Below are 12,657 nucleotides of genomic sequence, written 5' to 3'. Positions count from 1 at the left end.
GCCCGCCCCGCTCGGGCGTCTCCGGGGCCCTTCGCATGCCTCTGCACTGGCACGGCCCCTTCGCGCGCCCCGGACGCCCGTGACCTTGATCGGGATTTTCTGTGACCATTCTGTGAGCAATCTCAAGGGCAACCTTTCGGCCACCCGGCCGGTCATGTACGTGCAAACGCACGGCCAGACCGCGCCCCCACCGCGACGGCCTTCCACCGCGTGCCTCTGGGCCCACCAGCGGCACGAACGGACCCAGAAGAGGTCTTCATGAAGCTTCGCCGCGCCCTGGCGACCGCCGCCGCGACGGCCGCCATAGTCCCTGCCGCGCTGCTGGCGGCGCCCGCTGCCTTCGCCGACGAGCCGACGGACGAGCCGACCGCCACGGCCACCGCGACGCCCGACCCCACGGTGACCACCCCGTCCCCGACCGACCCGACGACCAACCCGCCCACCACCGAGCCGACGGACACCAAGCCGCCGACCACCCCGCCCACGACCGACACCCCCACGGACACCAAGCCGCCGACCACGCCGCCCACCACCGAGACCCCCACCTCCAAGCCGCCGACCGGTGAGCCGACGGACGAGCCGACGCCGGGCGACGACTGCAACGACGACGGCTCGTGGAACGAGGACCCCGACCTCACCACCACCATCACCGGCCTGCCGTCGAAGGTCGTGGCGGGCAGCGGTTTCCACGGCTTCAAGTTCCAGGTCGAGAACGACTCGGACAAGGCGCTCAAGCGCGTGGACTTCGGTGTCTTCGCCGGCACCGCGGACTCCAAGCACCCCGACGGCACCGGCAAGTTCCTGACGCTGCAGTACAAGGACCCGGACACCGGCGCCTGGACGTCGATCTCCACCGACGAGAACGACCCGTCCGCGGGCTACATCGGCTACACCGACGTGCGCGCCCACGAGACCGTCACCCTCGACATGCGGCTGAGCGTCTCCGCCAAGGCCCTCGGCGACGGCTTCGGCTACGCGCTCACCTTCGGCGTCTACACCGACGACGAGGGCAACTGCGTCTACTCGACCGGCGACTACTACGAGTTCGACGTACTCCCGGCCGGCTCGAAGCCCGGCCACGTCCCGCCGGCCGAGCCCAAGCCGCAGGGCGGCAAGAAGCCCCTGCCCAAGCCGGCGGGCGACACCAAGATCGACCCCAAGGGCACCCTCGCCGAGACGGGCTCCTCCTCCGCGCTGCCCACCATCGCCGTGATCGGCGGCGTCGCGATGGCCGCGGGCGCGGGCGCCGTGTTCGTGGTGCGCCGTCGCCGCAGCAGTGGCGCGGCTGCGTGACGACGCCTTGAGAGCGGCCTGACGGCCTGAGCCGTCGAGGTCACGCGCAACGTCGGTCGCCAGGGCCCGGTCGGCCCTGGAGACCGACATTGTTTTTGGACATTGTCCTCCGGTCCGGCGAGGCGGACTTCGCCCGCGCGCGCCGGCCCGCTCGCGTCGCATTGATCCCGCGGGCAGGACATCTCGCGAACGTCGACGACCCAAAGCCGGCTTTCTCGTCAGCGAGCAGGCTCAGAATCCGGGTCCAGGCGTCGCCTCGGGCCTCCTGGTCGAAGGCCGACGTACCGGGCCAGAAGAACGCGTGAGCGGCACCGGGGTAGGTGACCAGTTCGTGCTCGACGCCGGCCTGCTCCAGCGCGGCTCGGATCCGGCCACGCTGGCCCGTGTCGATCAGTGCGTCGTCCTCGCCGGCCAGGTAGACCAACCGGCCGCTGATCCCGGGGGTCAGGTCGAGCGTGGGCGTGGGCCGGCTCATCGGGATGTCGGTCGTGGGCAGCCAGCCGCCGTACAGCACCGCAGTGCGGCTGATTGGCAGCCGGCAGGCCGCCAGGTACGCCAGGTGGCCGCCGGCGCTGAAGCCGATCATCGCGGTCCGCTGAATCCCCGGCTGCGAGTCCAGCCGGCTCAGGCATGCGTCCACATCGGCCAGGGCCTCCTCCCGGAGCACCTGGTGCAGCAGGGCGAACCCCTCCTGACGACCGGCGTCGGTGCGTTCGAGCCAGCGGCCGGGTTCGGCGTGCCGGTGGTAGAACTCCGGCGCGAGGGCCAGGTACCCGGCCTCCGCCAGGCCGTCGGCCACGCCGCGGATGTCGGGGTTCACCCCGAACAGCTCGTGTGCCACGACCACCGCGACCGGGGCGGCGCGGCCGGCCGGGCGAGCCAGGTAGGCAGGCAGGGTGGTGCCGTCGGCCACGGGAATGGTGATGGTTTCCTGGATGATGGTTCTCGGGGTGATCGTCATGCGCCGAGCATGGGCGACGCCGGAACCGGCAACCAGAGCAGCTTGTTACTGGTATTGGCGTGACTAGGCTGCGCTGTATGGCAGCAAGCGGAGATCCTCAGGCCCTGGGGCAGTTGCTCCGATCGAGACGCGAGCGCCTCCGCCCCAGCGATGTCGGCCTGCCCGCAGGAAGGCGCCGACGCACCGCGGGATTGCGCCGGGAGGAGGTCGCGCTGCTGGCCAACATGTCCACGACGTACTACACGTTCCTGGAGCAGGGCCGTCCCGCGCGGCCGTCGGCCCAAGTGCTGGACGCCCTGGCCGACGCACTGCGGATGTCCGCCGCCGAGCGGCAGTACCTGAGGGTGCTCGCCCGTGTCGGCGAGGAACCGTTGCGCGCCGGTGCCGCCGACGCACCGGCCGAGTGGATCGATCCTGGAGTGGTCGCGCTGGTCCAGCGGCTCGAGCCGTTCCCGACGATCGTCAAGGGACGCCGCTGGGACGTGCTGGCCTCGAACCCCGCCGGGCACGAACTGTTCACCGACTGGGACGCGTTGCCCACCGGCGAGCGCAACCTCGTGCGCTGGATGTTCACCGCGCCGCGTGCCCGGGAGGTGTACCTCGAGTGGGAGCCGGAGGCCCGGGCCATGCTGGGCCGGTTCCGGCTCGCAGCGGCCCGGCACCCGGACGACCCCGGCTTCGAGGCCCTGATCGCAGAGCTGAAGCGGGACAGCGAGGAGGTCCGGCAGTGGTGGCCGCGGCATGACGTCACGGCGGTGGGCAGCGGATCGAAGAAGCTGCGCCATCCGACGCTCGGGCCGCTCGACTACAGCCACGTCGTGCTTCAGGTCGCGGACAACCCCGACCAGACCATGGTCACCTACTCGGTGGCGGGCACGGTCGGCTAGCCGGAGCGCTTCAAAGGCCGGCCTTCCAGGGCCGGCCCCTGGTGGTACGAGCGGGGACACGCCGTGGCGTCGGCGTGCCCCCGCCTCATATCGACCGCATATCGACCGCGCTTACGGCCACCGCACTCCCGCGACGTCACGGACTTGTCGAGAATCCGAGGGAGGTCGAGCTGCTCGGACTGTCCTACGATCACCTCCGAGACGCGGCCCTCCCACCGCCGCAGTCCGTGGCATTCATCCGCCGTGCGAGGGAGGACAGCGCGACATGCGACCCACCGACGGCTTCCCCGGCCTCGTGCCCGTCCGGGACAGCAAGGACCCCGGCCACCCGGCGCTCATATTCGACGCCCGCGCGTGGGGCGCGTTCATCGCCGGAGTGAAGGGCTGGCACGCATATTTGACGTGGAGTGCACTCCAACACCTAGCGTTTTGGGCAGATGATCCCCACGAGCCCAGGAGGCAACAGCATGACCAACGTTCCCACTCGGCACCTGGGCGAACTGGCGGTTTCCGCACAGGGGCTGGGATGCATGGGCATGAGCCACGCCTACGGCGCCGCGGACGACGAGCAGTCGATCGCGACACTGCACCGCGCCCTCGACCTCGGGGTGACCTTGCTGGACACCTCCGACTACTACGGCGCCGGGCACAACGAGGAGCTGATCGGACGGGCCATCGCCGGGCGCCGCGACGAGGTGGCGCTGGCCACGAAGTTCGGCTTCGCCAACCGCCTGGGCGAGCCCACCCTGATCCGCGGCGACGCCGCCTACGTGCGGCAGGCGTGCGATGCCTCGCTGCGCCGGCTCGGGGTCGACCACATCGACCTCTACTACCAGCACCGGGTCGATCCGCAGGTGCCGATCGAGGAGACCGTCGGCGCCATGGCCGAGCTGGTACGGGCCGGGAAGGTCCGCCATCTCGGGCTGTCGGAAGCCAGTGCGCAAACCATCCGGCGGGCGCACGCGGTGCACCCGATCGCCGCGCTGCAGAGTGAGTGGTCGCTGTGGACCCGCGAGCTGGAGGCGGAGATCGCCCCGGTGTGCCGCGAGCTGGGCATCGGCCTGGTCCCGTTCTCCCCGCTCGGGCGCGGCTTCCTGACCGGCCGGTACAGCTCGTTCGAGGGGCTGGCGGAGACCGACATGCGGCGCAGCCAGCCGCGTTTCGCCGACGGCAACCTCGAACGGAACCTGGCGATCGTCGCGAAGTTGAACGAGCTGGCCGAGGCCAAGGGGGTCACCGCCGGCCAGCTCGCCCTGGCCTGGGTGCAGCACCGGGGCGACGACGTGGTGCCGATCCCCGGCACCCGGCGGCAGCGGTACCTGGAAGAGAACCTCGCCGCCCTGACCGTCGAGCTGTCCGCCGAGGACCTCGCCGCCATCGAGGCCGCCGCCCCGCCCGAGCAGATCGCGGGCACCCGCTACGACGCGACCAGCCTCACCTTCGTCAACGGCTGAGCCCGCTCCCCCTGGTCGGGGGACAGCACTCTTCCGGGTGCGCTTGCGGCAGAAGCTCTCGCCTCAGCCACGAAGAAAACCTGTCGTGACGAGAGTAGACATTGACTCGTCGGAGGGTTATTGTTCTGTCGTACCCAGGAAGTCGAAGTGGGCACAGCAGACACGAACTGCTGTGCAAGCAGGTCAGGAAAGACGCGGCCCCAGGGGGGCCGTGAGCAGTACCCGCGGTATCCAGCAGTGCAACCGAGTAACCGAAGGTAAGGAGCAGAACGCCATCGGGATCGCCCGGGCGAGGAAGAAGTCCGCCCGGGTACCGCAGGCCCCGGATTGGAAGGTGGTCCCCGGTCACGCATCCGCGATCCCCGCAGCCCCGTCCTCCCAGGCGGAACCTGCGGACGAACAAGGCCGGCGCAGGTTGCCGGTAGATGGTGTTGAACGCTCGGGGCCCGGGTGCCAGTACGGCACCCGGGCCCCTCGACGCGTCCCCGACAGAAGAGGTCTATGCCCCGTGCCGGTTCCCGTCCCGCCATCCCTCTCGATGACGACGACTATCCCGCCTACACCATGGGCCGGGCCGCCGAGATGCTCGGCACCACCCCCGCCTTCCTCCGCGCTCTCGGTGAACACCGCCTGATCACCCCCCTGCGCTCGGAAGGCGGCCACCGCCGCTACTCCCGTTACCAGTTGCGCATCGCTACCCGCGCCCGCGAGCTTGTCGACCAGGGCACCCCCATCGAGGCCGCCTGCCGCATCGTCATCCTCGAAGACCAGCTGGAAGAAGCACAGCGCATCAACGAGCAACTGCGCACCCAAGGCCGCGAGTCGCGGCCGAAGAACTCAACCTGACAGGACGCCGGGCCCGAGGTGGACCCCGGCCGCCCCATTCATCCGACCCGACGGCGCGAGAACTTGCCGGTCCAATGCCTCAGTGGTCGGCGGCCGGGGGCACCTTCGGGACCGGCAGCAGGGGGAGCTTCAGGGCGCCGAAGGCGGCCTCGGGGACGGCCGGGGACTGGGGCGGCACCGGGGTGACGCGCTCGTAGGGGGTGCCCTGGGGCGGGCGGGGGTCGGACTCGCCCTTGTTGGGCCACAGGGACATGGCGCGCTCCGCCTGGGCCGTGATGGTCAGGGACGGGTTCACGCCCAGGTTCGCGGAGACGGCCGCGCCGTCCACGACGTGGATGCCCGGGTGCCCGTACAGCCGGTGGTACGGGTCGATGACGCCGTGGTCGGGGTCCGCGCCGATCGGGCAGCCGCCGAGGAAGTGGGCGGTGAGCGGAGTGCCCATCAGTTCGCCGACGTTGCTGCCGGGGAAGCCGTTGATGGACTCGGCGAGGTGGCGGGCGGCCTCCGCACCCTCGGGGATGTGGTCCGGGTTGGGGTCGCCGTGGCCCTGCCGGGCGGTCAGCAGCCCCTTTCCGAGGCCCTTCGGCTTGCGGTAGGTGGTGAGCGAGTTGTCGTGGGTCTGCATGACCAGGCCGATGATGGTGCGCTCCGACCAGCGGCGCGTGGACATCGAGCGCACCGCCAGCGCGGGGTGCCGGAGGTGGGCCGCCAGGAACCGCAGCCAGCGCGGCAGGCGCCCGCCGTCGGGGATCTGCAGGACGGACAGCAGCCCCATCGCGTTGGAGCCCTTGCCGTAGCGGACGGGCTCGATGTGGGTGGTGTCGCCGGGGTGGATGGACGAGGTGATCGCCACGCCACGGGTGAAGTCGGCCCGCCGCCGCCCCGGGTGGACCTTGCGGTAGCGGCGGTCCGTGGTCTGCGCGCCGACCAGGGCCTCGGAGTTGGTGCGGGTGAGTATGCCGAGCCGGTCGGAGATCCGGGGCAGCAAGCCCTTGTCCCGCATGGTGTGCAGCAGCGTCTGGGTGCCGTACGTCCCGGCGGCCAGCACGACCTGGCGGGCGCGCAGCGTGCGCGGCGGGCCCTTGCGGCGCCGGTCGGTGGGGACGGTGGTGACCCGGTAGCCGCCCCGCCGGTCCTCGCCGATGGCCACGACGGTCGTCATGGGGTGGACGACGGCGCCGGCCCGCTCGGCGAGGTGGAGGTAGTTCTCGTTGAGGGTGTTCTTCGCGCCGTGGCGGCAGCCGGTCATGCACTCGCCGCACTCGGTGCAGGCCCTGCGCGAGGGGCCCGCGCCGCCGAAGTACGGGTCGGGGGCGCGCTCCCCCGGCGCCGCCGTCGCCGTCCCGTCCGCGTCGTCGCCGTCCCCGAAGAAGACCCCCACCGGCGCCATATGGAAGCTCTCGCCCACCCCCATCCGCTCGGCGGCGGCCTTGAGGTGCTCGTCGGAGGGGGTCATGGTCTTGTTCAGGCGCGCCCCGAGCATCCGCCGCGCCTGGTCGTAGTACGGGTCGAGCTCCGCCTGCCAGTCGGTGATGGCGCCCCACTGCGGGTCCCGGAAGAAGGGTTCGGGCGGTACGTAGAGGGTGTTGGCGTAGTTGAGCGAGCCGCCCCCGACCCCGGCGCCCGCCAGCACCATCACCTTGCCCAGGAGGTGGATGCGCTGGATGCCGTAGCAGCCGAGGGCGGGGGCCCACAGGTAGTCGCGGAGGTGCCAGGAGTTCTTGGGCAGGGTCTCGGGGGTGAAGCGGCGCCCCGCTTCGAGGACGCCGACGCGGTACCCCTTCTCGGTCAGGCGCAGGGCGGTGACGGAGCCGCCGAAGCCCGAGCCGACGACGATGACGTCGTAGTCGTACCCATCATCCACATCAGTACCTCCTGTTCCCTCACCACGTGCCGGTCAGCGCAGGCGCAGCGCCTTCATCGCGCGCAGGCTGCGGGTCATGAACGCCGCGTACTTCTCGTCCGTCATCCCGAAGGCCGGCCCGAGCGGCAGCAGCCGCTGGTGCGCCACGGTCTGCGCCTCGGTGAACTTGAGGATTCCCTCCGAGCCGTGGCGGCGGCCGAGGCCGGAGTCGCCCATCCCGCCCAGCGGCGCCCGGACGCTGCCGTATGCCGCGCCGTAGCCCTCGTTGACGTTGACCGTGCCGGCCCGCAGCCGGGCGGCGACCGCGCGGCCGCGCCGGCCGTCCTTCGTCCAGACGCTGGCGTTGAGGCCGTACGGGGTGGCGTTGGCCCGCTCGACCGCCTCGTCCTCGTCGCTGAAGCGGTAGATGGAGACGACCGGGCCAAACGTTTCCTCGGCGCACACCGCCATCGGCGGCTCGACCCCGTCGAGGATGGTCGGCTCGTAGAAGTACGGGCCGATGTCGGGCCGGACGCGGCCGCCGGTGAGCACCTTCGCGCCCTTCTCCCGGGCCTCGTCGACATGGCGTACGACGGTCTCCAGCTGGCGCTCGCCCGCGAGGGAGCCCATCTCCGCCCCGTACGCGAGGGCCGTGCCCAGGCGCATCGCCTTCGTCCGGGCGACGAACCGCTCCAGGAAGGCGTCGGCGACCGACGCATGGACGTAGAGGCGCTCGATGGACTCGCACAGCTGCCCGGCGGACGAGAAGCAGGCGCGCACCGAGCCCTCAGCGGCCTTGTCGAGATCGGCGTCCCTCAGCACCAGCATGGCGTTCTTGCCGCCCAGTTCCAGGGAACAGCCGATCAGCCGGGCCGCCGCGCGCTGGGCGACCTCGCGGCCGGTGCGGGTGGAGCCGGTGAACGACGCGTAGTCGGCGTGCTGGACGACGGCGGGGCCGACGACCGGGCCCTCGCCGAGGACGATCTGCCACACCCCCTCGGGCAGCCCGGCCTCGATCAGCAGCTCACGGGCCCACAGGGCGGTCAGCGCGGTCTCGGTGTCCGGCTTCATCACGATCGCGTTGCCCGCGGCGAAGGCGGGGAGGGAGTCGCCGACGGAGAGGGAGAGCGGGTAGTTCCAGGGGGAGATCAGGCCGATGACGCCCTTGGGCTGGCGCAGCTCGGTGACCTTGGTGAGGACGGGAACGGCGCCGGTGTGGCGGCGGGCGCCCAGGTAGGCGGAGGCCTTGCGCCCGTAGTGGCGGGCGGTGAGGCAGACCTCCTGCACCTCCTCGTGGGCGTGCAGCCGGGTCTTGCCCGTCTCCACCTGGATCAGGTCCAACACCTCGGACTGGCGGCGCATGAGCAGGTCGTGGAAGCGCAGCAGCACAGCGGCGCGCCGGCGCACGGGGGTCCGGGCCCACGCCCGCTGCGCCTTGCGCGCCCGCTCGTACGCCTCGGCGACGTCCTCGGGGGCGGACTCGGGCAGTTCGGCCAGGACCTCCCCGGTGAACGGGGTGTGGCTGGTGGTGCTGCCGCTGCCCACCACGCCGCGCGCGAGCCGGGCGATCAGCTCGGGGGTGACGACATGGGCGGCGGTGCGGGCGCCGGCGGGGGCGACCGGGTTGCCGTCGGCGGGGGCAGATGCGGCGGCGGGGGCGGCGTCCTGCGTGGGCTGTGCGCTGTCCTGCGAGTCCGTCATGGGGGCGAGGGTAGGCCCGGCCCGGCCGGTTTGACTACCCGACGGTAACTCTATTTCGCGGCTGTCTTGAGGTCCTCGCGCTGGATCTCCAGGTGCTTCACGACGTCCTCGTAGAGCTTGTCCCCGGTCTTACGGGCCTCCCCCTTGGCGGGCATGGTCACGGTCAGCTGCCACTGCGTCTTGTCGGAGTTGACGTAGATGTGGGTGCGGTCGAGATAGGGGATGTAGTCGTCGCGGTTGCTGGAGTAAGGGCGGTAGGTGGTGTTCACGTCCTCCGCCGGCTGGCCCTGCTGCGAGGATTCCACCTGCCTGCTGTGGGCGTCCGCGTAGTCGTACTGGGTATCGCTCTCGCGCTTCGCGATCGTCTTCTCGACCGCGTCCTTGAGCCCGGTGACATCCTCCTCGCCGTCCTTGACAGCCCGGAGGAGATAGACGGTGAAGACCCCGCTGGGGTCCTTGAAGGTGACGGACTGGTTGTCCTCATCGCTGTCGTCCAGCACCCGCTTGTAGTCCTCGGGTACGGCGAGCGACGCGTCGACCACCTCGCGCTCGTCCCGGACCGTCCACCCGGACGGGAGGCCACTGCCCTCGCTCGCGAACGGCTTCATCAGCACCAGCACCAGCGCGGCGGCCACCACCAGCACCACACCGCCCAGGCCCAGCTGCGCCTTGCGGTTCTTGTGCAGGATGGGCGGCACGAAGCAGCTGCCCGCGCCCTGGGGCTCGTCCCCGCTCTGCGGCCCGCCCCCGCCCGCATCGCCGGCCTGGCCGTACAGCCTGGTCGTCAGCATCGTCGGGACCGGCTGCGGGGGCCGCGCCACCTCCTCCAGCGCCTGCCGCGTCTCGGCCGCCGTCGGCCGGGCCGCCGCGTCCTTGCGCAGCAGCTGCATGATGAGCGTGCCGAGCGCGCCCGAGCCTCGCGCGGGGGTCTGCGGCTCGGCGGAGAGGATGGCCTGCAGGGTCGCGGGGGCGTGCGAGCGGCGGAACGGGGACATGCCCTCGACCGCCGCGTACAGCACGACGCCCAGCGACCACAGGTCCGACTCGAGCCCGGGCCGCTGGCCCAGCACCCGCTCGGGCGCGATGAATTCGGGGGAGCCGACGAACGCGCCGGTCTCCGTCAGCCCCTGCTCGCCCTCGACCTGCGCGATGCCGAAGTCGGTCAGCACCACCCGGTCGTTCCGGCCGAGCAGGACGTTGTCCGGCTTGACGTCGCGGTGCAGCACCCCGGCCTCATGGGCGGCCGTCAGCGCGCCCACCACCGCGACGCCGATCCGGGCCGCCTCGCGCGGGTCCAGCGTGCCCTCGGCCAGCCGGTCGGCGAGCGAGTCGCCGCGCACCAGCTCCATGACCAGCCAGGGCCGGCCGTCCTCGACCGCCACGTCGTACACGGAGACGACCGAGGGGTGGTCGATCCGGGCCGCGGCGCGCGCCTCGCGCTGCATCCGCTGGTAGACCTTCTGCCGCTCACCCTCCGGCAGGGTGTCGGGCACCCGAGGCTCCTTGACCGCGACATCGCGGTCGACGACCTGGTCGTGTGCCTTCCAGACCGTGCCCATGCCGCCGTGCCCCAGGCGGGAGACGAGGCGGTAGCGGCCGCCGATGACGCGGCCGACGTTGGGGTCGGAGGCGGCGGGCGCGGGTGGGGACGTACGGGGGTCGGGCTGCGCGGAGGCGGGCCGTCCGGGCCCCCCGGGGGTGGCCTGCACGGGGGTGACCGGGCCGTCGAACTGCGTCGGCTCGTACGGGGTGTGGGGCGGCTGCCGGTCCTGGGACTCCCCCTGGGACGGCACCGGCGCGGGTGGCGGCGGCGCCGGCGCGGCCGGGGTCTGCGGCGGCCGCAGGTCGTAGCTGGTGGGCTCGTTCGCCCGTCCCCCGTCGTTCGTCATGGCTCCATCATTACCTGGTCGAGCGCGCGGCCCGCCACCGGCCCCGGGGCGCCTGTGGCCGCTCGTGACAAAGCCGTTGCGGTGCCGTTCAGTTCTGCCCGGCGGACGGCAAGAAACTACTGACAGCCGTGTCGAAGTACTGCTTTCCCTCGGATTTCCGCCCGACCGGCGCGGACACCCACACGTCGTACATCTTGCCCGCTTCGTTCCAGGTCAGGTCATAGGTCTGGCGCGAGCCGCCGTCGTCGGCCGAGCCGTTCCAGATGAACGCCCACAGGGCGGCGGGCTGCCCCTTGCGGTCCGTCGCGATGACCTGGCCGCCGCGGTACCCCGGGTAGTTCTGCGGCCCCCTGGCGTCCGCCTCCCGGCTCAGCCGCAGCGGGCCCTTGGGGTCCTGCTCCTGGACGTGGATCCCGATCCGGAACTCCATGCCGGGCGAGTTGTAGTAGACGCGCGGGGGCTTGTCCTCGCGGGAGTACCCCTTGGGTACGGCGATCGTGAAGCCCTTCGGGTCGTGCACCAGCTCGTAGCCGTCCGGGACGGCGGTCGTCGAAGGCGTCGGCGACGCCTTGCCCGACGGCTTCTTGCCGGGGGCTGTCGTGGCGGTGGCCGTGGCTCCGCCCCGCCCCTCTTGCGCGGTGTCGCCATCCCCCCGGTCGAGCGCCAGCGCCGCGACCCCGGCGCCGAGGCCGGCCAGCGCGACCACCGCGACGGCCGCCATCAGCGCCGTACGACGGCGGGGGCCACCGCGGCGCGGGGCGGGCGCGACGGGGGTGGGGGGCTCCGGAGCCACGGAGGCCGCCGGCGGGGTGGCGGGTCCGTACCCGGCGGCCCCGTACCCCGTGGCCCCGTACCCGGCGCCATGGCCGGTCGCCACCGGCACGGCGGGCTGCGTCGGCGTGTACTCCAGGGGGATCTCGGGGGTGTCCCCCGGCTCCAGGCACATCCGCAGCATCCGGGCCGCCTCGTCCCCGGGCAGCCGCAGGTCGGGGTCGCGCTGCAACAGCCCCTCGATGACGGGGGCCAGGGCCCCGGCGGCCTCGGGCGCCCGTACCTCGTCGAACACGACCGCGTGCAGCACGCCGCCCAACGAGTCACGGCGGAACGGGGACTCGCCGCTGACCAGCGTGCACAGCAGCACGCCCAGCGACCACAGGTCCGACTCCGGGCCCGTGCGGCGCCCCGACATCCGCTCCGGCGCGGTGTATTCGGGCGAGCCCACGAACGTCCCGGTCTCCGTGATCGTCGTGCTCCCCGTCACCTGCGCGATCCCGAAGTCCGTCAGCACCACCCGCCTGGTGCCCGCCTCCATCAGCACATTGGCGGGCTTGATGTCCCGGTGCAGCACCCCGCGCGCATGCGCCACCCGCAGCGCGTCCAGCAGCGCGACCCCGACCCGCGCCGCCTCACCCGGCCCGACCGGCCCCTCGGCGGCCAGCCGGTCGGCGAGCGAGCGGCCGTCGACCAACTCCATGACGATCCAGGGGCGTCCGTCCTCCTCCACGACATCGTGCAGGACGATCACATTCGGATGCTTGATCTGCGCCACGGTACGGGCCTCGCGCAGCGTGCGCTCGTGCTGCTGCTGGACGTCGAGGGCCGACATCCCGTCCAGCCCCTCGTCGAGGTGCAGCTCCTTGACCGCCACATCCCGGCCCAGCAATGTGTCGACGGCCCGCCACACCGTACCCATGCCGCCGCGCCCCAGCCGTGACACCAGCTGATAGCGCCCGGCCAGCAGGCGACCTCCGCTTCCCCCGAAGCTATCCATGGGTTCATCTTG

9 protein-coding genes and 1 pseudogene are annotated in these 12,657 nt (G+C 72.1%); 5 read left to right on the top strand and 5 right to left on the bottom strand.

Annotated elements, in window-relative coordinates; all coding sequences use genetic code 11:
* Positions 1 to 258: 258 nt before the first annotated feature.
* Complete coding sequence (locus PV419_RS17390) at positions 259 to 1,293, top strand: LAETG motif-containing sortase-dependent surface protein (RefSeq protein WP_319689592.1); 1,035 nt, start codon at positions 259 to 261, stop codon at positions 1,291 to 1,293.
* Between the two features lie 40 nt (positions 1,294 to 1,333).
* On the opposite strand, the gene PV419_RS17385 is transcribed toward PV419_RS17390, so the two are convergent.
* Positions 1,334 to 2,254 carry a dienelactone hydrolase family protein gene (locus tag PV419_RS17385; RefSeq protein WP_319689590.1) on the bottom strand — a complete coding sequence of 307 codons (921 nt, stop codon included), beginning with the start codon at positions 2,252 to 2,254 and terminating at the stop codon, positions 1,334 to 1,336.
* Positions 2,255 to 2,331: 77 nt separating this feature from the next.
* Here PV419_RS17385 and PV419_RS17380 point away from each other — a divergent pair, with 77 nt between their 5' ends.
* From PV419_RS17380 to PV419_RS17365, 4 genes and pseudogenes are all read left to right on the top strand, one after another.
* The gene (locus tag PV419_RS17380) at positions 2,332 to 3,141 is read left to right on the top strand and encodes a helix-turn-helix transcriptional regulator (protein WP_319689589.1); all 810 of its coding nucleotides are present in this window, start codon (positions 2,332 to 2,334) and stop codon (positions 3,139 to 3,141) included.
* 265 nt (positions 3,142 to 3,406) lie between these two features.
* Positions 3,407 to 3,511, top strand: a pseudogene (locus tag PV419_RS17375) (DUF397 domain-containing protein); the annotation flags it as partial.
* A gap of 97 nt (positions 3,512 to 3,608) precedes the next feature.
* Positions 3,609 to 4,595 carry an aldo/keto reductase gene (locus PV419_RS17370; protein WP_319689588.1) on the top strand — a complete coding sequence of 329 codons (987 nt, stop codon included), beginning with the start codon at positions 3,609 to 3,611 and terminating at the stop codon, positions 4,593 to 4,595.
* Positions 4,596 to 5,096: 501 nt separating this feature from the next.
* Positions 5,097 to 5,441, top strand: a complete 345-nt coding sequence (locus PV419_RS17365; protein ID WP_319689587.1) for a MerR family transcriptional regulator — start codon at positions 5,097 to 5,099, stop codon at positions 5,439 to 5,441.
* A gap of 79 nt (positions 5,442 to 5,520) precedes the next feature.
* Here PV419_RS17365 and PV419_RS17360 read toward each other — a convergent pair whose 3' ends face one another.
* The 4 genes from PV419_RS17360 to PV419_RS17345 all read right to left on the bottom strand — a co-directional run bounded on the left by PV419_RS17360 (position 5,521) and on the right by PV419_RS17345 (position 12,645).
* The gene (locus tag PV419_RS17360) at positions 5,521 to 7,305 is read right to left on the bottom strand and encodes a GMC family oxidoreductase (RefSeq protein ID WP_319689586.1); all 1,785 of its coding nucleotides are present in this window, start codon (positions 7,303 to 7,305) and stop codon (positions 5,521 to 5,523) included.
* Positions 7,306 to 7,338: 33 nt separating this feature from the next.
* On the bottom strand, positions 7,339 to 8,985 hold the full coding sequence (locus PV419_RS17355) for a succinic semialdehyde dehydrogenase (RefSeq protein ID WP_319689585.1): 1,647 nt from the start codon (positions 8,983 to 8,985) through the stop codon (positions 7,339 to 7,341).
* Positions 8,986 to 9,035: 50 nt separating this feature from the next.
* On the bottom strand, positions 9,036 to 10,874 hold the full coding sequence (locus PV419_RS17350) for a serine/threonine-protein kinase (protein ID WP_319689584.1): 1,839 nt from the start codon (positions 10,872 to 10,874) through the stop codon (positions 9,036 to 9,038).
* Between the two features lie 88 nt (positions 10,875 to 10,962).
* Positions 10,963 to 12,645, bottom strand: coding sequence for a serine/threonine-protein kinase (locus PV419_RS17345; RefSeq protein ID WP_319689583.1), 1,683 nt, complete (start codon positions 12,643 to 12,645; stop codon positions 10,963 to 10,965).
* Positions 12,646 to 12,657 lie beyond the last annotated feature (12 nt).

Origin of the sequence: Streptomyces sp. ME19-01-6, from assembly GCF_033793745.1 — a bacterium.
GTDB lineage: Bacteria > Actinomycetota > Actinomycetes > Streptomycetales > Streptomycetaceae > Streptomyces.
The sequence above is the reverse complement of the archived record's forward strand: the minus strand, read 5'-3'. Positions and strand labels throughout refer to the sequence as shown.